This window comes from Candidatus Dependentiae bacterium (assembly GCA_018266175.1).
In the GTDB taxonomy this organism is placed as follows: domain Bacteria; phylum Babelota; class Babeliae; order Babelales; family RVW-14; genus JAFEAY01.
The window spans coordinates 43,700-66,828 of the sequence record JAFEAY010000021.1; the positions used below are offsets into that span (position 1 = coordinate 43,700).

At 42.2% G+C, this 23,129-nt stretch carries 15 protein-coding genes; 3 read left to right on the plus strand and 12 right to left on the minus strand.

The genetic code is table 11. The features are described 5' to 3' along the window. Positions 1 to 110: 110 nt before the first annotated feature. On the plus strand, positions 111 to 1,271 hold the full coding sequence (locus JST56_04360) for a hypothetical protein (protein ID MBS1988199.1): 1,161 nt from the start codon (positions 111 to 113) through the stop codon (positions 1,269 to 1,271). Here JST56_04360 and JST56_04365 read toward each other — a convergent pair. The 7 genes from JST56_04365 to JST56_04395 form a co-directional block, all read right to left on the minus strand. Beyond that, complete coding sequence (locus JST56_04365) at positions 1,268 to 2,935, minus strand: hypothetical protein (GenBank protein MBS1988200.1); 1,668 nt, start codon at positions 2,933 to 2,935, stop codon at positions 1,268 to 1,270. The genes JST56_04360 and JST56_04365 overlap by 4 nt on opposite strands. 22 nt (positions 2,936 to 2,957) lie before the next feature. Further along, complete coding sequence (locus JST56_04370) at positions 2,958 to 3,272, minus strand: hypothetical protein (protein MBS1988201.1); 315 nt, start codon at positions 3,270 to 3,272, stop codon at positions 2,958 to 2,960. After that, positions 3,269 to 3,844, minus strand: coding sequence for a hypothetical protein (locus JST56_04375; protein ID MBS1988202.1), 576 nt, complete (start codon positions 3,842 to 3,844; stop codon positions 3,269 to 3,271). Before JST56_04375 ends, JST56_04370 begins: the two co-directional genes overlap by 4 nt. Positions 3,845 to 3,865: 21 nt before the next feature. Beyond that, the gene (locus JST56_04380) at positions 3,866 to 4,717 is read right to left on the minus strand and encodes an ATPase (GenBank protein ID MBS1988203.1); all 852 of its coding nucleotides are present in this window, start codon (positions 4,715 to 4,717) and stop codon (positions 3,866 to 3,868) included. A 17-nt stretch (positions 4,718 to 4,734) separates the two neighbouring features. After that, entirely contained in the window at positions 4,735 to 6,444 is a 1,710-nt protein-coding gene (gspE, locus tag JST56_04385) for a type II secretion system ATPase GspE (GenBank protein ID MBS1988204.1), read from the minus strand. Positions 6,445 to 6,655: 211 nt separating this feature from the next. Further along, on the minus strand, positions 6,656 to 7,408 hold the full coding sequence (locus JST56_04390) for a sulfotransferase domain-containing protein (GenBank protein ID MBS1988205.1): 753 nt from the start codon (positions 7,406 to 7,408) through the stop codon (positions 6,656 to 6,658). 193 nt (positions 7,409 to 7,601) lie between these two features. Continuing rightward, the gene (locus tag JST56_04395; GenBank protein MBS1988206.1) at positions 7,602 to 8,333 is read right to left on the minus strand and encodes an OmpA family protein; all 732 of its coding nucleotides are present in this window, start codon (positions 8,331 to 8,333) and stop codon (positions 7,602 to 7,604) included. A gap of 219 nt (positions 8,334 to 8,552) precedes the next feature. On the opposite strand from JST56_04395, the gene JST56_04400 reads away from it, so the two are divergent. Both JST56_04400 and gatB read left to right on the plus strand, forming a co-directional pair. Then, positions 8,553 to 10,073 (plus strand): Rne/Rng family ribonuclease, encoded by a 1,521-nt coding sequence (locus JST56_04400; GenBank protein ID MBS1988207.1) that lies wholly within the window; start codon positions 8,553 to 8,555, stop codon positions 10,071 to 10,073. A gap of 47 nt (positions 10,074 to 10,120) precedes the next feature. Next, positions 10,121 to 11,566, plus strand: coding sequence for an Asp-tRNA(Asn)/Glu-tRNA(Gln) amidotransferase subunit GatB (gatB, locus tag JST56_04405; protein MBS1988208.1), 1,446 nt, complete (start codon positions 10,121 to 10,123; stop codon positions 11,564 to 11,566). Between the two features lie 85 nt (positions 11,567 to 11,651). Here the strand turns inward: gatB and JST56_04410 are convergent, their stop codons facing one another. The 5 genes from JST56_04410 to JST56_04430 form a co-directional block, all read right to left on the minus strand. Continuing rightward, positions 11,652 to 11,837: a hypothetical protein gene (locus JST56_04410; GenBank protein ID MBS1988209.1), complete on the minus strand. Its 186-nt coding sequence runs from the start codon at positions 11,835 to 11,837 to the stop codon at positions 11,652 to 11,654. Positions 11,838 to 11,927: 90 nt separating this feature from the next. Next, positions 11,928 to 13,568, minus strand: coding sequence for a trypsin-like peptidase domain-containing protein (locus JST56_04415; protein MBS1988210.1), 1,641 nt, complete (start codon positions 13,566 to 13,568; stop codon positions 11,928 to 11,930). 162 nt (positions 13,569 to 13,730) lie between these two features. Beyond that, positions 13,731 to 14,036, minus strand: a complete 306-nt coding sequence (locus JST56_04420; GenBank protein ID MBS1988211.1) for a nucleotidyltransferase domain-containing protein — start codon at positions 14,034 to 14,036, stop codon at positions 13,731 to 13,733. Between the two features lie 650 nt (positions 14,037 to 14,686). Continuing rightward, on the minus strand, positions 14,687 to 16,591 hold the full coding sequence (locus tag JST56_04425) for a hypothetical protein (protein MBS1988212.1): 1,905 nt from the start codon (positions 16,589 to 16,591) through the stop codon (positions 14,687 to 14,689). A 101-nt stretch (positions 16,592 to 16,692) separates the two neighbouring features. After that, positions 16,693 to 22,551, minus strand: a complete 5,859-nt coding sequence (locus JST56_04430; GenBank protein MBS1988213.1) for a hypothetical protein — start codon at positions 22,549 to 22,551, stop codon at positions 16,693 to 16,695. Positions 22,552 to 23,129: the final 578 nt, after the last annotated feature.

A 23,129-nucleotide genomic window follows, 5' to 3' on the forward strand; every position in this document is an offset into this window, starting at 1 on the left:
GCTTAAATCCGTATTGACAAATAGACACTTTTATGTAAAATAAAATTATTACACCAAGTAACGTCAGTCAAAAAAAAATTTTTTATACATTAAGAGTGCAGGGGTTATCAGTGCTTAAATCACTATTCATAAGTCTTGGCGTGTTATTTATCATTCAAGCAGGATTACCGCTCAATGGAATGGATTCAACAAGCAGCGTGCCCGAGTCTTCAATGAGCTACGCACCTGCAACCTCTCAAACAGATCTTGCAACATCAAAAACAATAGAATCTCTTTTTAGAGAAATTATCACATCAAATTTTGTACAAAATACTTGGGGAATAGATGATCAAGCAAAAATTATTAACCAAGAAAAATTTTTAGCCTGCATTCAAGAAATTGTTACTTATCTTAAAAGAAGTCCAACTGAGTGCAATATTTTTGCCAGCTATTTTTCAGGCAACCTTAAATATGAGTATATTCTTTTACGTATTCTTTTAAAAATTGGATTTCCAATAACAACTATTGTTATTGCTGAACCAGAAATAACTGCCGGCTTTTATGAAAAAGATAAAGCACTGTCACTTCCTTTACAAGAAGAAAAAGAATGTGATGGGGCCTTTGTAGCTTTTAGAAATGAATTTCTCAATCAAGATATTTTCGTTCATCGTGATCATTTAAACCACCAATACATCTGTCGATTTCACGAGAAACTTCGCGCTGACCTCGTATTTATGGCACATCCTCCGCATGGATGCGCACCTGATATTTCAATGGCCCTTCTTGCAGGAGGAAGTAATATTCCAAATGCACAATACGATAAGTATAATGACGTAATTTTATTCAAAGCACCTACATCACGTGATACAAAACCCAATGCCCCAATTATCATCTACAACGATCACGCTCGCTCGCCCTTCGCCATTATGCCTCTTGATGAATGGGAATCTATAGCAATCGCCTACGCAAAGCTTATGTATTGTTATCATGAAAATGATTTGTCTGAATGGGTTATCGAGATAGAATTTATGTTTCAAGAAATTTCAAACCAAATAGCAGACAGCGTAGACACTATTGATAAAAAAGTGAAAAGTCTCAACTATCTCAGACAACGCGCAATTAATTTAATTGATCATATCAAACAAGAAATATTTCCTCGAATACTCTTAACACCTGAAATATCCCTAGAAATGCTTAATCAGATAGAAGACATTAAGATATCAATTGAATCATACGATCCATGGAACAATGAAAATGTAATACAATTTACATGGTCCCCAAACTTAGATTAAGCCACCGTTGGTGTAATAAAAATAAGAATTTGCTTATCTACTAAATGCTTGCGTGAACCTTTAAAAAGCCATCCAAGCACGGGAACATCTTGCAAATATGGAATTCCGGTTTTCATGCGTTGTTCACTTTTGACAATCAACCCGCTAATCAATGTGGTTTGACCACTCCGCAAAAGTACACGATTTTTTGAACGCGATGTCTCAATGGTATAGGTAAATAACCCGCCATTATTCACGGTCTGCCCTCCCGCAAGCGCCTGCTGAACAACCGCTGAATTTTCAACATAGACATCAAGAAATACCCCATTATTATCGGGGCTCACTACTGGTTGAACTTTAATTTTCATACCAATATCTTTGTATTGTGTTGTTGTAACGTTGGTCAACTTGCCTTCAATTGTTTCATCCACACGGGTCTCTTGGGGCAACTGTTCTCCCACCAAAATTTCAGCACACTCTTGGCTGTTCACCAACAGCGATGGCTTAAGAATAGTCTTAATTTCATTTCTTGTTTCAGCTGCGTTAAGCAACAAATTCAACCGCTTGGTGCTCAAATCTGGACCGCCAAAAACAATCGGTAGATTGAGGCCACCACTGGTTACCATGCCGGTTGGCAAAAAGTTGAGCGACCAACCAATCAGCTCCTTGAAAAGACCTCCTGTTGCAGCATTCTCCGCCATAGTCGCAGCAGATCCAAGACCAAAAAAATCAAAATGTTTTACGCTTGAGCGACGATCGTAAATACCAGACCACTGAATCCCAAAATTTTCATCGAAGTCTTTGTTTGCAATAATCACACGACCTTCAATTTTGACCTGTGCAATGGGCTGATCAATTTCTTTGAGATATTCTGCAAAATCATCTACCTCTTGACGCTTCGCCCGAAAAAAAATCTTTTTGCTCGCGTCATCAAACATGACATACGCACCATCTTTTGACGTCTTGCTCCCAACTACTCCTTGCCATAAATGTTCAACCCGTTTTTTAAACGCATCATCCCACTTCGCATGAAAAATAGTAACAACCTGCTGTCCATATTGCTGCTCTTCAAGAACGCCCAGCTGATCCCGTAACATAGTTGCTGCAACGGATAGCGTGACAACGCGCCAAACCTCATGGTGCTTAAGCAGTGCAAGTGGTGGATTATTGCTGCTGAGCAAAAGTTGTAATGCGCTGCCAACAGCTATATCATCAAGCTTAATATCTGAAATGTGCCCTTGAACATCGCCATCAACAACGCAAGTAATCCCGGCCATTTTTGCAACCAATTCAAGCCCTTTGCGAATATCAATTTTTTTTAAATGCACAGAGATTTTTTTTGTCGCAAGCTCAGGCGATGCAAACGATCGCTCAAGCAACTTATGCAAATGAGGAACAATAGATTCTTTGCCCTGAAGAGAAGCTTGCTCTAATAATTTTTTATTCGATTTTTTATTTGATTTCCTGGTGCGCTTTTTTTTTGATTTTTTACTTTTTTTGTCAAAAACTTTGGTCATAACGTTTCGTATTTTTTGGAGTGATTGACGCTCTTTATTGATCCGCTCGTGCTCAAGCAAGTTAAGACCCGTAGGTGGCAAGAGAGTTATGTCGGATAAGGTTGGCTGTCCAGCAAGCATTGCGCAACTTGCCGTAAAACACACCAGCACACTGCTTAAAATTTTCATGACCACCCCTTTTAACAAGCATTTAATTTTCTTTTTTTTCAAGAATCAGAGTAATTTGATCAGCTCCTCGCGTAAGACAAACATGCTGTTGATCAATTTTTTTTACGGTATACGAACCAAAAGTATCTCCTGCAAAAACAATTTTCGTTTTTTGCCCGCGCGCAAGCAATGCAGCACACCGCTGACCTTGGCGTACAATGCCTTTAAGTTGAGGATGTGCTAAAGATTTTTTTGCATACCGCAATGGTAAAGAAAACGGATCTGAGCGATCAGCCTGAACAACAATTACGCAACTCGTTACCAAAAATAGCGTGATTATTTTGAACCAATTTTTCATTGTCGCTCCTCTGACTGCGCAAGTACCTTGCAATAAAACTGCAACTCCAAACGATGTTGCCTCTTTTTTTGAACTGATATCCAGATCGGAACAAATTGTCGATTTGCCGCAAGGTCATCAAGAAATTGATATATCGCCTGAAACGATCCATAAGCCGTTGTCTGTATCAGATAACCGACAAAGTTCTCTATCTGCGTATCTTCTTGGAGTGAGGGAGTCATGACACGACACGTCAAACTATTTTGTTGTAATAAATTCATCAGGCTGTCCAATTGCACTCGAATTGGGGGTAAATCTTTAATCAACATGGAGAGCTCTTGTTTGGCAAGCAACTCTTTACTAACGGCTCCGCTAAAAGCATTTTTTTCGGCCTGAAGAATCGCTATTTTTTCTTGAAGCAACTTAAGCTCGCGCAACTGGTTAAGCACTTGCTGGTCGATTGGATTTTTAAAACAGAAAAACCAAATCAACACCAAACAACTCAAACTGATTAATGTTATGCTACACATCTGAAGCCATGTGAATGACGAAATACACCTGGTTCTTAAGGATGTATGAAAGCGGAACGCCATAGGCTGCCTCCTTACTTTATGCTAACCAGCTGATTTACACTGACAAATAAGGCGACTTTCACGCATTACCGCATCGATACGAGCATTTCCGAAACCAAGCTTGCGTAATACATCTTCATTGCCTGCAATATCTTTACACAAAATAATGCCTGCTTCGATGAGTTTTTGTGTAAACGTGAACGTCAAAGACGGGAGGCAGGTAATAGGATGCAAGCCTATTTGATCAATCAGCGTTTCTAACCCTTGCCCAAATGGATATCCCCACGAAAGCAAGTTAAGACCACGGCATTGCCCATAGTCAATCGACATGCTCGTAAATTTTGTATTAGTAACAAGCCAACAACCATTGTATCGTGGTCCACACGAAGAATCTTTTTCGCAAGCTTCTTGAATGTCGTCATAACGAGCTTTTACATACAAGGCTGTTTGAATTGAGCACCTGCCACCTTCTTGATGAAACTTGCACTCTACCAAAATCCGCTCGGTCTGATTAATTCCTAAAACATCAACTTCATGAACAATGCAGTGCCCCTTAACTTGTGCATCAACAGTAACTGAATAACCACGCGCTTTAAAAATTTGCGCAACATATTTTTCAAAAGGAAAGCCCGTAGGCCCTAGGCGCATGATTGCTTGCTTTAAATCGTAACGACCTGCAAGCTCATTTCTTGAAAGCTTTTGAAGCATAGAGCGCGTTCTTCGATGCAACTCTTGAGTGGTCATGCCATCACGAAGTTGACGACGCATCTCCTGTACAACGGTATCAACAATGTCATTTGGAGCGCCAGAACGACGAAGCGATTGACGGAATTTTTGCTCTGAAAAAGGAACCATGTCCCCAGAAAACTTAACAATCATAGGTTCTTGATTCACGATTCCCTTTCGGACTTTTACGCCTCTAAAGGCTCTTCGACATACGCAACCGATAACACTTCTTCAATACTGGTAAGTCCCGCTTTAATATTCCGCACACCGTCAGCACCAAGTGATGTCATGCCATCAGCCAAAGCCTCTTGCGCTATGACGGAAGCGTCAACGCGCTGTACAATCAACCGGCCAACTTTATCGTTCACTTCCATAATTTCAAAGACTGGAAGTCGTCCTCTGTACCCTGTCTTTAAACATTCCTCACAACCAACGGGCTGATAAAAAGTAACCCCTTGTGCGGTGACAGGTGTTAACCCAATACGACCCAACATCTCTTTGGTTGGCTCATACGGCGCCTTACATTTGGAACACAGGCGACGAACTAAACGCTGCGAAATAACGCACACCAGTGTTGATGCAATCAAGAAAGGTTCAATGCCCATATCAAGCAGTCGAGTAATCGTTGCTGGAGCACTATTGGTATGAATGGTGCTTAAGACCAAGTGACCGGTCAGCGATGCTTGTGTTGCAATTTGAGCTGTTTCTTTATCTCGAATTTCACCGATGAGTACCACATCAGGATCTTGTCGTAAAATTGATCGCAAGGCAGTTGCAAAAGTTAACCCAACTTTTTCATGCACTTGCACCTGACTAATACCACTCATCGTGTACTCAACAGGATCTTCAACGGTAATAATGTTAACATCTGGCTCATTGAGCTTGTTGAGAATTGAATAAAGCGTCGTCGTTTTACCAGAACCGGTTGGACCACTCACAAGAACAATACCATTTGGTCGATGAACAGTCCGCGAAAGCAACTGAAAATCACGCTCACTCATGTTAAGTTTTTCAAGGTCGACAATACCTTTAGTTTTATCAAGCAAACGCATTACCACGCGCTCACCAAAATTTGAGGGCAAAATGGAAACACGAATATCAAATGGCTTGTCAGCAACCTTAAGCTGAATTCTTCCATCTTGAGGTATACGCTTTTCAGCAATATTTAAATGAGACATAATTTTGATACGCGACACAATAGCGCTTTGATACCGCTTAGGCGGTATTACACGCTGATACATATTACCGTCAATACGATAGCGAATGCGCAACTCTTTTTCAAAAGGCTCAATATGAATATCAGATGCTCCCTCTTTGGCTGCTTGAAAAATAACATGGTTAACCAGCTTAACAATCGGAGCATCGTTAGCCATTTCCATGATATCTTTTTCTTCAAGCGGCTCAGCGCCAAGCTCAAGCTCTTTGTCTTCGCCTTCCTTGAGCTCATCCATCATCTCTTTGCTGGTCTCAAGAGGGTAATATTTGTTGATAGCATCGTTGATAATGACATCGGTAGAAACCGCATAGTTAACCACTCCACCCATCAAAAGCGCTAAATCATCAAGCGGCTGAAGATCGCGAGGATTGGATGTTACAATGGTATTATAGCCTTCGTAAACAATCGGAATGACAACATGTTGACGTAAAAATTTGAGCGGCACCTTACCAAGTAATGCAGGGTCGGCCATCTGTTCAGTAATGCGTTCAATAAAAATAAGGGTCACTTGCTGCGCAAGCGCACGTGCTAAATCTTCTTTACTGATAATTTTATGAGCAAGCAAAATCTGCCCAAGCAGTTTGCCTGATCCTTTTTGCTCATCAAGCGATTCTTGCAATTGTTGCGGTGTTAAGACATTGAGGTCTATTAATATTTCACCAATTTTTTTTCTGAGCATTCTGGTCTTCCACTAAAAAAGCTCTCAATAATTGTGTCAATATCAGCATGATAACAAAGGGACTTTTCTCACACAACAGTTTGTGAATGGCAGTAAAAAAGAAAAACATAAAGGATCCCCGACTCGCTCTATGAGCTCTCGAGGATGACAACCCCTATCGAAGTAAGTGGTTTTAAGCACCGAAGGGGGCAAAACTCAGGCCATTATCCCCCTACCAAGGAAGCTTTCTTCCAAGCATCTTGGCAAATTTCTGATTAAATGGCTCATAAAATTTTTCAAGATAACGAATTGTTTCAGGCCTAATTTGGCTTGCATCATACGTCGCCTTATTCCGTGGTTCATAAGAATTAATACGATAGTTCTTGAGGCCTAGAAAACCAAAAACTTTATTGAGTTCTCGCTCAGGAGCAACAGCAAGTTCTTCAAGAAACATAATATGAATATCTTTTCGAGGAAAAAACGATAACCAACGAGCAAGATGTTCACTATAACAGCCAGCACCAAGATAACGCCCAAAATTATAAGCACGGGCAATTGCTTGATCAAAGGGCAGCTTTTCCTCACCTCTTCTTTTAAGCCTAAAATATTCAGAAATCACTCGTTTGACCGGGTTTCTGCAAATGAGTATAAGCTTTGTACCTTGGCAATATTTGGCAACTTTTGGCAAACATGCCTTTTTCCAAAAATAACCTGGGGTTGCTTCTCCTGATAACTGTCCTGGCTGTTTTTTAGAGAAGTGTCGATTATACCAACCAAATCCCTTGTTATAATTTCCATCAAAAAAATGAATCTCTTTTTTTGCTCGCGAATGGATTTTAGGATGCTGAACCATCCAATTATAGAGCGATGTCGTGCCACATTTTGTAACACCAATAACAAGAAAGTCTGGACCTATTTTGCAGCTCAACACGTTAAAATATGCCAACACAATCGCCACTCCAAGCATCAATAATCTGTTCTTCACAACGCCTCCCCTTTTCGTTTAAAAGCATCACTTTCATCACATGTCTTTTTAACGTATAAAAGAAGCTGACGCTGAATCAATGTTTTGAGAAGATAAGAAATTTAGTTTGACGCTCTATGAAAACATCAAGACACAAAAAAGGCCTTGGAATTTTTCCAAGGCCTTTTTTGCTATCGCTTGCGTGATAGATTTTTTAGTTGATCAAAATTTCAGCGCGTCGATTTGGCGCGAGTTCATTAATCAAAGCTTTTTTATCACGAGCATCTGACCAAACAATTGGCATTTCGTTGCCGCAACCAACAGTCTTGATGTGCTTTGAGTCAACACCATGAGCAGTCATTTCTTTTTTGATTGCTTCAGCACGTCGCTGAGAAAGTGCTAAGTTGTAGGAATCGGGTCCGAGCTGACAGCTGTGACCTTGAACAACAACATCTTTACCTTCAAGAACAGCTTGCTGTGCAAGTTTGATATCTTCTTTTACAATTGGTGCTTGATCTGGTCGAATTTCATTTCTGTTTAAATCAAAGTGAACAGTCTTGAAAATAACGTTATCAAGGTCTTGAAACTCAAGAGAATCATCGTCATTCATGCCACGTTCAAGCTCATTGACTGACTCAACAAGGTCTTCAAGTGCTGCGGTTGTTAGTGCAGCTTCACCTTTAACGCGGTCCAGTTCTGCAATATCAAAGCCATCAGTAACCACTGAACCACCGTTTTCAATCATTGATTCATCATCAACAAAGGCAAAATCGGCTACTTTTTGATCATCAAAGAAATTTTCTGTCTCCATTACAGGAACATCGTTGCCAGCTCGCAATAATTTACCGCTTGTTTTATGAGATGTTTTCTCATGAGCGGATTTTTTCTTACCGCAACCGGACAAAAATAGAGCCAGAACGACACAGAGTAAACCGAGCTTCTTCATAAGATCTTCTCCTTGTAATAATTTTTTATTTTGTAGTAACATTGTTTGTCAACCAGAATTCATCAAATCCGGGGATACGTTACCATAAATTAGGCAATTTTCCTACTCACATTTTTTTATATAGGGTATACTTGATTGCGGGTACATTATGGATGATACTGAAAAATTTTTAAAAATCTACTCTCTTACAAGCGAAAGCAACAAGCGAGGCATTCAGACGTGAAAAAAATAATTGTCAACAAAGACATTTGGCAAACGCGCATTGCAATTTTATCAAATGATAAATTGCAAGATATCTACTTTGATACACACACCAAAGCAGATCTTGAGCGCTGTTACTTCAAAGGCCGGGTTTCCAAAGTTCTTCCTGGAATCCAAACAGCTTTTGTCGACATCAAACAGCCTAAAGCAGGATTTCTGCACATTACCGAAGTGGATCGCGATCTTTCGATGCAACGAATGCTTGAGTCAATGCAACCAGATGATCAACAAGAGATTAGTGAACAAGAACTCAAAAGTTCACTTGATATCGGTAAAGTTTTTACCGAAGGTCAGGATGTTTTAGTGCAAGTCATTAAAGAACCAATTTATGAAAAAGGGGCAAAGCTTACGACCTGCTTTACGCTTCCTGGTAAGTTTGTTGTCTTGATGCCCAACATTACACAAATTGGTATCTCAAAAAAGATTGAAAACAAAGAAGAGCGCACGCGCCTGCGTGAAGTTTTACAAGAAAGCCTTCCTCAAGGAATGGGTGCTATTGTCAGAACAACTGCAGACGGTCGCCTTGCTCAAGATATTCAAAAAGATATCGCATTTCTGGTGAATAGCTGGACTTCTATTTTAAAGAAGTTTAAAAAAGCTGAACCGGGCGATAAGATTCATGAAGACATTCCTCTGTGTCTACGCGTATTGCGAGACCACCTAGACGATGAAGTTGAGGTGATTATCACCGATGATCTTGAAGAACAAAAAGCTATGCATAAGTTCATCAAGTACTACACGCCGGAATATGCCGAAAAAATTCGCTTCTACGCCGGCCCACCTTCTCTTTTTGAACGCTTTGAAATTGATAAACAAATTGAAAAGGCGTTACAAAACAAGGTACCACTCAAGTCTGGCGGATCACTCATTATTGAAAGCACCGAGGCGATGACCGTCATCGACGTGAACACCGGCAAATTTACCGGCAACAGCAATATGGAAGAGACTATCTTAAAGACCAATCTTGAAGCTGCCGAAGAGGTTGTTACACAACTTCGCTTGCGCAACATTGGTGGACTGATTGTTATCGATTTTATTGACATGGCCTCATCGAGCAATCGGCAAAAACTGTCGCGTGTTCTTGAAAAAATGCTGAAAGAAAAAGATAAATTTCAATCGGTTGCACTCAAAGTTTCTGAATTTGGCTTGATACAAATGACTCGTAAACGGTCTGGTAAAACATTGCAGCAACAGCTGACCAATGTCTGCCCAAACTGTGCTGGCTGCGGTTATGTAAAATCAATTTCAAGCATCAGCTTTTATATCTTGCATCAGTTCAAAGAAGAAGCTGTACGCAAAAGCCTGAGAGGACAAGTGGTTCTTGCAGTATCGCATAAGGTATTTGACTACCTCATCCACAATGAATATCAATCAATTTTACAACTTGAAAAGCAACTCTCTTGCAAGTTAATTCTTGAAAGCAACGAGTCTTACGACGATGTACAATTTAGCATCAGTCCAGTTCAAGATAAGGGCTAACCTTTATTTTAGCGCAAGGAAACGGCATGGAAACCCCCCGCAAAACGATGCTTGAACGCTACCCAAACTTCCAAGCAACAATCGGTATTGAAGTTCATTTACAGCTCAAAACTGAATCAAAAATATTCTGTAGCTGCCCCAACAAATTTGGTGATCAGCCTAATACCAACATCTGCCAAATTTGCTGTGGACATCCCGGCGTTTTGCCAACACTCAACCGCAAGGTTGTTGATTACGCAATTATGGCAGGGCTTGCAACCAACTGCACTATTAATAGAAGCAGCGACTTTGCACGCAAACATTACATGTACCCTGACCTGCCAAAAAACTATCAAGTAACACAATCCGATCGACCAATTTGCTTGGATGGACACATTACGATTGATTGTGCTGACGGCACACAAAAGCAAGTTCGCCTTATTCGTATTCACATAGAAGAAGATGCGGGAAAAAATTTGCACAGCAACAAAGGCCACAGCTTGGTTAACCTCAACCGCGCCGGCACACCGTTACTGGAAATCGTCAGCCACCCCGACATGAACAGCCCAGAAGAAGCGCGTGCGTATCTGACACAGCTTCACAGTATTGCTCAGTATCTTGGCATTAGTGACGCAAATATGGATGAAGGCTCTTTTCGTGCCGACGTCAATATTTCTATGAACCGCAAAGGAGATACGGAGTATGGCACCAGAGTTGAGCTGAAAAATATCAACTCGTTCAAATTTATTGGCCAAGCAATTGAGTATGAAATTGAACGACAAGTTACCATGATTGAAGCGGGCCAGCGCGTTAAGCAAGAAACACGCTTGTGGGACAGCAAAAAACAGCAGAGCATTTTTATGCGCTCAAAAGAGGAGTCTCAAGACTATCGTTATTTCACCGAACCGGATTTACCAGTTCTTGAAATTGATGATGCCTGGATTGAACGCATAAGAGCAACACTCCCCGAACTTGCACAGCAAAAGCATGCACGGTTCATGAAGGAATATGGCTTGAGCGCCTACGAAGCAACAATTTTGACTGAAGAGCAAGAGCGTGCCAACTTTTTTGAACAGACAGTTGCACTGAGCAAGCAGCCAAAAATTACCTGTAACGTTTTGTTGCGCGATGTGCTGAGCTACCTGAAGGAGCATAAGCTTGACCTTACAGAGTCGCATATTACACCGGAATATTTTGCACAACTAGTAACAGCACTTGCAGCCAATGTGATTAATAGCACCACGGCACAAGAAGTCTTTTTAGAACTTGCTCAAAATGGAACCTCACCTGAGCAATTTATTGAGGATAATAATCTCAAGCAAATCGGCTCAAGTGATGAGATTGAGGCGGTTGTACGACAAATTATGGCAAACAATCAGCAATCGGTTACCGATTACAAAGCAGGCAAAACTAAGCTTTTTGGATTCTTTGTTGGCCAAGTCATGAAGGCTACACAAGGCAAAGCTAATCCAACCATGATTAATGATATCTTGCTCAAACTCTTGAGCGAGTAATTTGATAATTCAATAAAAAAATGCGCCCGCTTTTTGTGGGCGCATTTTTTATTCAAGAAAAATTTCTTAAATAACCATCAGCAATTTATTGTGCTCGTCTTTCTTGAGCAAGCTTACGATTGCTTTTGTATACTTTAACCGGCACAGCTGGTTTTTTTGGAGCAGCTTTGCTTGATGCAGCTTTTGCTGCTACGTGAGCTGGACGTGTTGCTGCCACCAACGGTGCTGATACTATTCCTGCAAACATCATTGCAAATAAAATCTTTTTCATACTCTCTCCTTGGATAAGGTTACCGATGTATCACATAGCCAGAAGTCTACCAAGAAGGATTTTTCTATTGCAAGCACCTGATGAGATTTTTTACTCATCACGATTATTTGTACCAACCTGCTGACTCATACGATAAAAAAGATCAGTCTTTTTATAAAAAAATTTCTTCGTCAGTTCTTCTTCTTGAGCAAGCATTTTATGCACATTCAGAGCCATGAACTGCTTGTCCTCAGTTTTTATGGTAACAAAATTATTACTCTGTTCTACTTCTCGTGCAAAGTCATCAAGCGTTTTGACCTTATTACCATTTACACGCGTAATAATATCTCCAACTGTTGCAACACGCGCAATTTTTGCTTGAGAGTTTGGAAAAATATGGGTAATAATCAGGCGTGATTTTTCTTGATTTTGCCGCTCTTTGTACTTCAATAACCGCTCAAAGGGAATCTGCACCAGATGGTTGAGTGCAAGCTCCATAACCACCATGCCCCCAATGATTTCATGCTTAACTTCTTCGTACGCAGGATAATATTTCTTAATCGGCACCGGGTTAACAAAATTAAAAGCAAAATTTTTAACTATTTTTTCCCCGTTACGGTATAACTCAATTTCCATATCTTGTCCTATCGAGCAACGGTTGAGCAGTGCAGAAACGGGAACTTTATCTTCGCTCCAGGGTACATTTGTTTCGCCATACAAATCAAACGTGTGACCATTAATTGCATAGAGCATGTCACCTGCCCGCACGCAAGCCAAGTCGAGCAGACTATTTTTATAAACACGTGAAATATACAAACCGCCCGGTTCTGGGTTGTTCAAAAAGGTGATCATATCTTTTGATCCGTAATTAAATTCACAACCAAGCATGGGCTTACGCAAAAACTTTGCATGCTGCAAATCGTTAATCACACTTTTTACATCGTTAATGGGAATAATGTACCCAACACTCTGAGCACGGTCCATGCCTGCCGTATTGATACCAATCACCTTACCACGACTATCAAGCGAAGGACCACCTGAGTTGCCCGGATTAATTGCTGCAGTAATTTGAATGTAAGAATCGCCATCCAAATGTTCGCGCCCACTCACAATGCCCTGCGTACTTTTGAGCTTCTGCTGCCCCAGCGGGTAACCAAGCGCCATAATTTCCTGTGTTCTGACCACCTGGTCCGAATCACCAAGCTCAAGAAATGGAATTGCCTGTAACCGATTACGTACAAGATTATAAGCATCAGGCGTCAGCTTGAGCAGCGCTAAGTCTCGCTCAGGATTGACACCCACAACCTGGACATCAAAGCGCTCTTTGCCAAGACTTGGAATCTGAATTTTAATGGTTGAGGCTTCATCAATCACATGATAGTTGGTAACCATGTATCCAAGGTCATCAATAAAAAAACCGGTGCCGTAGGCCTTGCCCTGCTGCGGAGATTTGTAGGGCTCAAGCCAGTTAAATTGAGCGGTATGAACAAAAATTTGTACCACGGTATCTTGGGCTCGCTTTTGCACTTTGCGCCAGACGCGGGTTTTTGCCGCCATTGGGTCGGCGAGTAATTTTTTGCCCTTGAGCTTTGATCGCTTACTTATGAATCGCTTTTTACGGGATCGCCTGCCATCTGCATCCCGAGTTATTGATCGCTTTTTTACCGCTTTGCCTGCTTGTGCTTCCAGCACCAAACCGCAACTCAAAGACAAAATAATGAATAATAAAACTCTTTGTATCATTCCTGCCATGACTCCCCCTCCTGCAGAAAAGTGAATAAGTATAGATCGCGGTCAGTAGCCGCTCGATACATTATTAAAGCACAAATAGAAAATATTATTCAAGAGAACGGATTATAAATTCTGAAAGAATTCGTGGTCGCATTGAGAATCCCACTCTTCAAAAGTATTTTGTTAGGCATAAACTAAGTTTTTCTCAATCATACTTCTTACCACGCGTCTCATGCCCCGAAAATAACAAAGGTCAACCGGTCTACTCAAATTTTTTTGAAGGAAATCTTTTAACTGACATCTTTTCTCAAACGAAAAATCATTAGTCTCAATTACCAAGTCAACATCACTTGCATCAGACTGCTCGCCTCGTGCAAAGGAGCCAAATAAAGCAATTTTTATTATACCGAATTCATTTTCAAGAACTTTTTTATTGCTCTTGAGAAATTGGATAATAACCTCTTTATCAAGATTTTGTCCTTGTATCATTTTTATTCTCCAAACAATTTTTAAGCACCATCTCCTCCAGCTTACCACAACTTGGCAGCACAGAAAGCAGTCGGTAAATTTTCATGATTTTTATTGATGTAAAGTGACAGGCCGGCCTCTCGACTCGCCGAAGCCTTGGCAAAGGCGGTTGGGCGCCTTGCGGACTTAGCCAAACCCCTTCGACTGGGCTCAGGATAAACTCCGACAAGCCGCTCCGCAGGAAAGTATGACATTGAGAATGACAAACTTTGGTGGGGTTTCCAAGGAGTAGGCCTCCCTGTCCGCCATAGCCTTGGCGACGGCTGGAAGCCCCCCTTGGCGGGTGTAGGTACCGCGTACCTACGAAACACGGGGCTTTGGGTAAAAATAGTAATTGAGAGAACATTAAAGATACTTGAGTTAAAGAGAGGATTACTTTGAATTTTTAATTGGATCCCCGACTCGCCCCTACAGGGCTCTCGAGGATGACAGACGTCCTAAAATCGCACTTTTAATAAAAAATTGTATCTCTCAAATCACATTTCGACTGTTTACCCTTTTTTCCAACCCAGCAAAAAACCCCCACATTTCTGTGAGGGCTCTTTGCGACTTTTTACACATCATCTTTGGTTTCCCAAAGAATCAGCATCTTTAAATCAAATCAAATCAGATTAGAAGCGTACGTTGAAACCGCCGTGCGCATCCATGTCTCTAAATACGTTCTGACCAGCGAAGGTTACTGCGCCACCCCAGAAAATATCCAAGTACTTGTTTGCTTTGTAGGTTGATTCCATACGAGCTTTGTGACTGATGCTTTCGGTGTTCTTGCGAGCAAGCTTGCTGTCAAGCTTTGGAAGAGGATGAGCTGCGGAGCCATCTTCACCAAGCCATGAAGCTTGTGTTGTCTTTTTGAAGGTCAAATGATCTTCGGTTTTGTAATAGATTTCATAGCCTAAAACAGTTGACAAGCAGCAGGTTTTTGGATGAACAAATTGGAAGTCTAAGCGACCAATAAAGTATCCCCAGTCAACATCTGCATCGGTGCAAGGGCCGATGTTCTTGACGGTTGAACCGGCAAAAACTGCAGCGCGTTGCTCTTTGCCTTCAAGGACAAAGTTGTATGAAAGGTCGAGCTTGAGGCTGAACCATTTGCATGCATCCCAAGCAAAGTTTGCACCAAGTTTAACTTCAAAGTGCTCGCCGTTGCCAAGTTTTGCAATTGCGCGGTATGGGTTGTTGCAGCTGTTTTTTGTTGTTCCTGTTGGAAAGCGTACACCAAGTACCAGTTCTGCAAGCATGTGCTTGTTGAAGGCGTGTTCGTAGAAGACATCAAGGTCGATGTCACCAAGGCCGGAGCGCTTGTAGCTGTCGAACACAAAACCTTGCTCAACTAAGAAAGTAAATGGGTCTTGATTTACACCTCGAAGACGATCTTGAAGCATACGATCAATTGTCTGAGCTTCAGCACTAACTAAACGACGATCATTATTAGTATTAGCTGCGCGTTTGAAGATTAACCATGAAGTGTCATCTGCAGGCAACCGCGCTGGCTGACCAGCAGCAGCTGGTGCAAGCCTAGAGTAATCGGTATTGTTATCAAAGAATGCAACATCTCCAGTTGCAACACCTGTTAAGGTATTTGCTGTAATCACTGCCATGTCAGCACCACCAGCAGCTGAACGATACTCGTTATTTGCCAAGCTCGCGGCCGCTGCTCGTTTCCAAGCAATGGATTCTGGAGCACCATCTGCTTTTTGTATCACAAGACCAACAGTTGCCAAAGCAGCAGTCGCATCAGCGTTGTTAGCTGTACCTGAAGCCCCATCACCAACAGCAATGTTTTGACCAAATATTGTTACCAAACCATCATTTGTAGGGGTAGCAGGATTAGTAGAATTTACAGCATTAAAAATAGAATTACCTGCTCTATCTATCAATGATGCAACAAAATCAAGACGATATGCTGTTGCCGATACTTCAGTAACAGTTCCTAATGCAGCATTTGAACCATCAATATTTTTGTCCACTCGAATAAGGTCAGTCTTCACAACTTTTGCTAATGCATTATCAACACTAGAAGTTTCTGGAGCAAAATCTTGGCGTTCAACTTCGATGGTACGGAATGGAATAGATGTTCTCAAACCAATACGACCTTTGACGCAGCCGTTATCTTCTTTCCAAATAGGAAAGTCGATACGTCCACCAAACGTTGCACCATATTCAAAGTATTTTGCTTTTGGTGAGTAGCTAAGTGTTCTCATGAATGGATTGTAATTTAGTGAATTTAAGGGAACATCAGCGCCAGGAAAAAATTCTTTGAATTGAAATGTGCTTTTATTAAAAAGCAATGCGGTCAATTCTTTGGAATCCGTTCCATGCTTCAAAAACGCTTTATGCGCTTCTTTGGTATGCACCGTCGACCAGGTGTTGATATTCATTTTTTTCTTGTTCAGCTTTTTAAAGCTGTGACGCAACGGTCCACGATCCGAAAGGTACGGAGTGCGGAACTCAGTTGCAAACGCTGAACTTGAAACCGCAAGGGCTGCAAGTAACAGCAGTCGTAGCTTATAGTTCATTATTTCTCCTCGCATCATAGATTAAACTCTACTAGCTTTTCTATCAGCTTTTTTTTGGTGGAAGAGAAAAGGGCTTGCGCCCTTTTCTCTTCTTTTATCAATTATTTATTATCAACGGTAAATGCTTCTGGGTTACCATCAACACCAACAGCGGCGTTGAGAGAACCAATACTTACAGCTTCGTCGATATTGCCACCATCTTGAACGGTTGATGGGCTTTCGATACGGTTGATCATGTTACCAACTGGATACTTAGGATCCGGGTTGACAAACACAGCCAATGTTTCTGCAACATTTTCTGCAACAACAACCTTAGGTGCTGCTTGATCTTTTAACGGATCTGAAGCAAGAGTCTCGATAAGGCCAGCACCGTTCGTCATGCTGAATGTTTGACCAGAGTCATTGTTGTCATCATCAGCCGTCTCATCACGAATGATTTGACCTGAGCTCATGACGCAGAAACGTGAGCCATTAGACATTTCTCCATCATAATCGGCAACGATTACTTTACGAGCAACGCCATCTGCTGGAACTTCCATCATGTTACCACCACCACGAACAAGTGCATGGTCTGCACCGCCCAAGTGAAGGGTAGCATGATCAATAGCACCAACTGCAAGCAAGCTTGCATCAGCATCAAAACCATCAGCAATTTGGTTATGTTCAACGATACCTTGATTGATATCCAAGTTGACTTCAGCAACGTTGTTCAATGACTGAACAGTCCATGCATGAGCAGGATCTGGTGTAAATACAGGCAAGCCGTCTTCACCAAGTACTGCAACACCGTTGGATGTAACAGGGTTGTTTTCAACCACTGCGTTACCGTTCATAACACCTTCTTTATTAACAACACCAGCGCCGAGTCCTACAAAGCCCGCACGGCCGATGCAGAATGTAGCTTCTGGTCCATTAAGTTTTAAGTTGAACTTGATGCTATGACCGGAAATCTTATCAACGTTACCAACTTCAAATGCACCACCAGCAACCTGTGCTGTTCCAATGTCAAACTGAGCTTGACGTTGAACACTGACGGTTACGTCGGTGATAGGAGTTAAAGCATCTGTTTGTACGCCAACAAGTGCATTGCCGTTTACCAACATGCTCGCATCCTTGTTCAACCAAATTTGACCTTGGCCAAGAATTTTGGTGCGATATTCATTGGTAGCAGCAGCATTTGCAAAGCGTGGTCGGTTGCTTCCTTGGCGTGATTGTGCGCCTTCGAATACAAGCTGTGACTCGTCATTGAAGTACAGAACCAAGCCATCACCTGATGTTGCATCAGGAAGACGAAGTGTTGCACCCGGTTCAAAGACTAAGCGCAATTGACCAGCAAACGCAATTTCTTGGTGCTGACCAGCTGCAAGGTTGTGTCCGAAAGAACTCAAGTCAAGTTCACCGTTAGCAGGTACACGAATTTCGCGTGGCTCTTCTGAGTAGAAGGTCAAGCGGTGTGCCTTGAAATCGGATGAAGCAACAATTGGAAGCCGATCGGTAACAAGCAAGTTGGAGTTAACATCTACAACACCATCACCCAATGGGCAAACAGTGACGTAGTCTTTACCAATCAAGTTCCAAGCGTTTACAGAGTGATCATTCCAGTTGCGTGTTCCAAGTCCAACATGTCCACCATGTTCAACAAAGAGCACTGCGTGTGCGCCTTCGCCGATGAAGTGTTCATGATGCAAGCCTGTTTGTGTTTTGCCAGAGACAAATTCACGAACAAGAGCTTCTGTTGGATTTGATTGCGCACCACGAACTGCCAAGTGGAATGGATCAGCTTGTGTTGCACCAAATACTTTGAACTGTGTTATGTGATCACCAGCACCAACAAAGAGTAAGTCGCCTGGACGAGTTACTGCGCCACCAAGGCTTTCAGTGGTACGTGTCAGATATTTCTGTGCACGGCCCATTTTTTTAACAGGAACAGCGTTTGATGGGCATTCGCAGTCACGGTTGTGCCATGCTACGGATACTTCTTCGCCGCCGGTCTTGTCAAAGCTTGGTCCACGATGACTGTTGATGTATGGTAAACGAACCCAACCATTGGTGTCATCACGATGACGTGCGAACATGTCTGTGGTGAAATTGTATGGTTGGATGGTGTAGTTATTAATAAAGGTTACTTGATCGTGTGGAAGATCTAAGCAGCCGGTGAACGCTGTTTGACGGAATTCACCAGTTGAGTCGAAGTCACTCCATACGCGTTGACCGATAATGGTGTCAACTACAAGCTCTGCTGGGATGATATTACGCAACGCAGCATTGCTTGCAAGATCAAGATCGTGTGTTTTGGTATCAGCGGTGATATCAAGACGTCCACCATGATCAACATACACTACACCTGTTTCATCAGATCCCTGGAATGGAACCTTACGAGCGTTACCCTTGCTGTCAAAAGCACCGAAGGTGATGATTTTGCCATCAACACGCAATACTGCTTGAGGGAAAACTTCGCCATCAAGTGTAAAGATGTTTGCACTGTCAAGTGCTGACGGTGTGCTTACAAGTGCATCACCTGGGTATGGGTAAACGTGAGGGAATGCTTTGCCATCGCCATATGGGTCGATGCTTGCATTACCTGTTTGCCAGCCAATATGAGCATTTGATTTGCCCTTATCAGTCATACCAAGAATGAACAAGTGTTGTGCACGTTCAAGGTCATACAAGTTTGATGGAACACAGGTGTCGTACTGATCACAGTTTTGCATTAACAAGCGAATGTCTGCAACGTCATCACCAGGTACACGACCACGGAATACGTTGAGGTAAGCGCTTTGCAATACTGAATTGGTACATGGGCGTTCACATGACAAGCATTCAGCAACTTCAACAGTTTCGGTTCCAGACATCTTGTTCAAGTTGCTACCAAGCATGAATATGCGGCCCCATGACGTGAGTTGGGTATCCCAACAGTCGCCATGATCTGCGAACTTGATTGCTGAAATGTTTGTGCCTGCTGCGTGAACATCATCAGAACAAACATCTGGACGGTCGGTTACAACCCAGCGTAAGCCGGTTGATGCAAGCGATTCGAAGAGATGTACGTTTGAATTGTAGAGTCTGATTTCTGGGAAGCGATAGCGATTTGGATCGCAATCAACAGCCCGAGCAGGTTCACCAACGGTACCACAAGCAGCATCAACAATAGATTCTGGAAGTTCTGTCAATGAGTAGTACAGCTTCTCACCACCGGTGATTGCTGGCTCTGAGTTACTTGGAACACCATCAACAACCTTGGTTGCATCTGAGTGAAGCAAGTTGGACTCGTACAATGACATGTTTGCGTTCAAGAAAATACCTGGTGAGTTGTAGCGGCAATAGATCTTCTCATTGAGTTTCAATGGAACACCATTGTCACCTGAGCAGCAGCTATCAATTGTGCAATCTGCAAAGATTGGGCGGTTAACCAATACTGGCTCGTTTACTTCGTTGAAGTAAATTTCACGACCAGCATGATCAACAACAACACTCAACATTTGAACAACACCTGCTGCATCAACTGTGCAATCATACTCGCGGTATGAAATTGGTGATACCCATGGATCAAGAACCGTTGCGGTGTTTGGAAGTGAACAAATGTTCAAGTCACATTCAACGTCAAGAACGTGAACGCCACCACAAGGTACAAGTTCTGTTTGAGTATTGCCGGTTAGAGCAAGACCGTCATACAATGACTTCTCTGCACAAACAATATCGGTTGGGCAGTTTGGATTACCAATTTGTGATGTTTGGAATGCACCAACTGATAAATGTTTTACATAGTCAAGGTCTGGGTCAAGTTCTGGAGCTGGTGTGCCATCTGCTTCATGAACATAGTCGCCAGCATATTCGAACCAATAGTTGAACATGTAGCAATCTACGGATGAAACACTGCTGCGCAAATAGGTTGCAGCATTACCACGAAGATGGATGGTTGCTTTTCGAACAGCATCACCTTGTGTAAATGGATTTGCAGCTTCGAATTCACTTGTTGCGCAGGTGTATGGATTACCGGTAAACAGTGTTCCACAACCTGGCTTGCAGAACAAGCGAGGATCTAAACCGTCAACAATAAATGCAGATGGGTTACGTTCTTTGATTGAGCATGGGTCGTAGCAACATGAAGCCAAATCATCGACTTTGTTACATGAACCGGCAACGTAATCAAGGAACAGGTCATGGCAAATATCCACAAGACCGTTAACACCAAGAACAAAACCACGACGAACGTTAAGAGGAATTGGTGGGAATACATCCAATTCACCGCCACAATCAAATGGGTCTTTGGTGAATTTGTTTGGATTTGAGTATGCGTACAACGCACCAACGCATCCTTGTCCGGTGACTGGATCAAATGGTTCTTGATATAAATCCCAATATGGATCGCATGCAAGTTTACCATGGTTTGCAACATCGTTGATAACCAACAAGCCGCGACGATCTGCTGCTTTGCGGCATTTGTATGCATCGCTGCAAACAAGGTCACAAATTGCGAAGATTGCCTGAATACCGGCTGGTGATGAATAATCAACGGTGGTACGAACTAATTCTGGTGTGAAAGCATCTGGGTCTGTTTTATCACATTCTACAAAATGACCAGCGATAACAACCGCGCCGTCGTTATATGGATAACGAGCAACGAGTGTTCCTTCGGTTTCATCTTGTGCAAATGAAATGTCGTAAGCGCCCTTAATCATAAGGACCATACGGCCGGATCCAACAATGCCTGCTTCAGCGTTATCGGTGTTTGAAGGGTCAAATGCTATTGAACCATAACCACCTGTGCAGAAACAACCACTTGTGTCTGGAAGACCAGTGAGATTGTCTGAAAGGTAGGTGATCAATGAGTTATGACCAACATAAATCAAAACACGTTTTTCTGGAGCGATGTCACATGGACCTGTGGTTGGGCAGCAAGGCTTAACAACACATTCACATGGACAATCAACACATGCTTCAGGACATGGAATTACAACACCAGCGCGTGTTTTAGCTTGAGCTGGAGCAGCCTTAATTCCTTTTGGTGATTTAACAACACCTGGGCATGCTGGGCATTCGCAATCAACAAGTGTTACTTCGTCTGAACGACGTTTTCTCAAGAAAGTAACTTTGTTTTGACCGCATGCTATTTGATCGACAGTTTGATCCATGGTGATGTACACCTTGGTTCCTGCACCACTTGCGTTGAACACGCAGGACTCAACTTCTTCACCTGTCTCATTGAGCGCAAGTGGCAAAGTTTCGTTACCGTTAACGTCAACCAAGATTGGTGTTGTATCGTCGATTTGTCCGTTAAAGAACACACCGGTACCATCAGCAAGCTTGAAGAATACACGACCTTGACCATTAAAAGTAACAATCATGTCGGTGAAATCTTCAGTTGCAGGATCGACGGTGCGACCACGGAACTCTAGATTATTGTCAACATTGACGGAAATGGTTCGGCCAGCCTCAGCGTTAAAATACACTTGGGAATAGCACAATCCATCGCTACCGGCAAACACACCGGTTGTTGAACCTTCGATTTGAGTTACACCAGCACTGTTGGAGTAAGGCTCAATTGCAACATCAGTATTAATATTAACGGTCATATCACAACCGTTGCACAGACGTGCATCAAGTCTCACGTCTCCATCAATTTTCAAACTTGCGAAAATTGGATTTCCATCAGCATCAAGTATTTCTTCATCAGGCACTCCGTCACCGTCAGCATCAGCTGATTCTGGATCGCGAAGTGTACCATAAATATCTAAAATGCAATCTTCTGGTGTCGAGGCAAAACTTGAGTTGAAATCACCTGGAGTCTCATCAATGAGATCACCATAGTTGTATAGGTCAGGGCTTACTGAAGAAAGCGCATAACCCTCTGCGTCGACATCTACACCCACAGGCGCCCATGTAAAAGGCTTGGCCTTCATGAATGGCGCACCTAAAAACGAGAGGGTGAGAAGCATTGCGCGAAGCTTTCTATTTATCATCGTTTCTCCCTTTTTAGGATAAACTTGAACAACACACACTATCTCTTCTGTTTTTAAGATTAGATCATTCTTATTGTTTCTTCGGCCCGGCCCTCCTTTCTCTGGATTACAAGGATCAGAAAGACATCCACCTCGCACCTGTAGAGTGTTTCTAGGATTGACCCAACATCTCCGAGACGATCGATAGATATTGAGTTGGATGAGATATGAAACGCGTGAAGTTGTTGTTCGTCAGAAGAAGATTTAAAGATACAGAAAAGAGATTATCGTTGGTTGAATGATTCAACGAAAGATTCATAGCACTCTCCCTGACACGCTTCATAACTACCTTGTCACGTTTCTCCGTTTCAAATTAACCTTAGCTCTTGTTATCTAAATGTCAAGGCCTTATTTTTTGTACCCAATCGTTGTTGTGAGCCTTGATGCAATGCATAACGAGAGCGGAAATTTTCCTACAAAAACTTGGCCTATAACACTCTTCAAACCTCATCAAAAACCCTTGCAAATTATGACTTTATAAACCTAACATCCATGCTATATTTATACGCTGCTTTGAGTATAATTCTCATATAAAAAAT

Excerpts from the sequence above, each read along its gene's own strand:
- JST56_04410 (MBS1988209.1), bottom strand. The coding sequence starts at position 11,837 with ATGAAAAAGATTTTATTTGCAATGATGTTTGCAGGAATAGTATCAGCA.
- gspE (MBS1988204.1), bottom strand. The coding sequence starts at position 6,444 with ATGCTCAGAAAAAAAATTGGTGAAATATTAATAGACCTCAATGTCTTA.
- JST56_04415 (MBS1988210.1), bottom strand. The coding sequence starts at position 13,568 with ATGGCAGGAATGATACAAAGAGTTTTATTATTCATTATTTTGTCTTTG.
- gatB (MBS1988208.1), top strand. The coding sequence starts at position 10,121 with ATGCTTGAACGCTACCCAAACTTCCAAGCAACAATCGGTATTGAAGTT.
- JST56_04425 (MBS1988212.1), bottom strand. The coding sequence starts at position 16,591 with ATGAACTATAAGCTACGACTGCTGTTACTTGCAGCCCTTGCGGTTTCA.
- JST56_04375 (MBS1988202.1), bottom strand. The coding sequence starts at position 3,844 with ATGGCGTTCCGCTTTCATACATCCTTAAGAACCAGGTGTATTTCGTCA.
- JST56_04395 (MBS1988206.1), bottom strand. The coding sequence starts at position 8,333 with ATGAAGAAGCTCGGTTTACTCTGTGTCGTTCTGGCTCTATTTTTGTCC.
- JST56_04430 (MBS1988213.1), bottom strand. The coding sequence starts at position 22,551 with ATGATAAATAGAAAGCTTCGCGCAATGCTTCTCACCCTCTCGTTTTTA.
- JST56_04420 (MBS1988211.1), bottom strand. The coding sequence starts at position 14,036 with ATGATACAAGGACAAAATCTTGATAAAGAGGTTATTATCCAATTTCTC.
- JST56_04365 (MBS1988200.1), bottom strand. The coding sequence starts at position 2,935 with ATGAAAATTTTAAGCAGTGTGCTGGTGTGTTTTACGGCAAGTTGCGCA.
- JST56_04370 (MBS1988201.1), bottom strand. The coding sequence starts at position 3,272 with ATGAAAAATTGGTTCAAAATAATCACGCTATTTTTGGTAACGAGTTGC.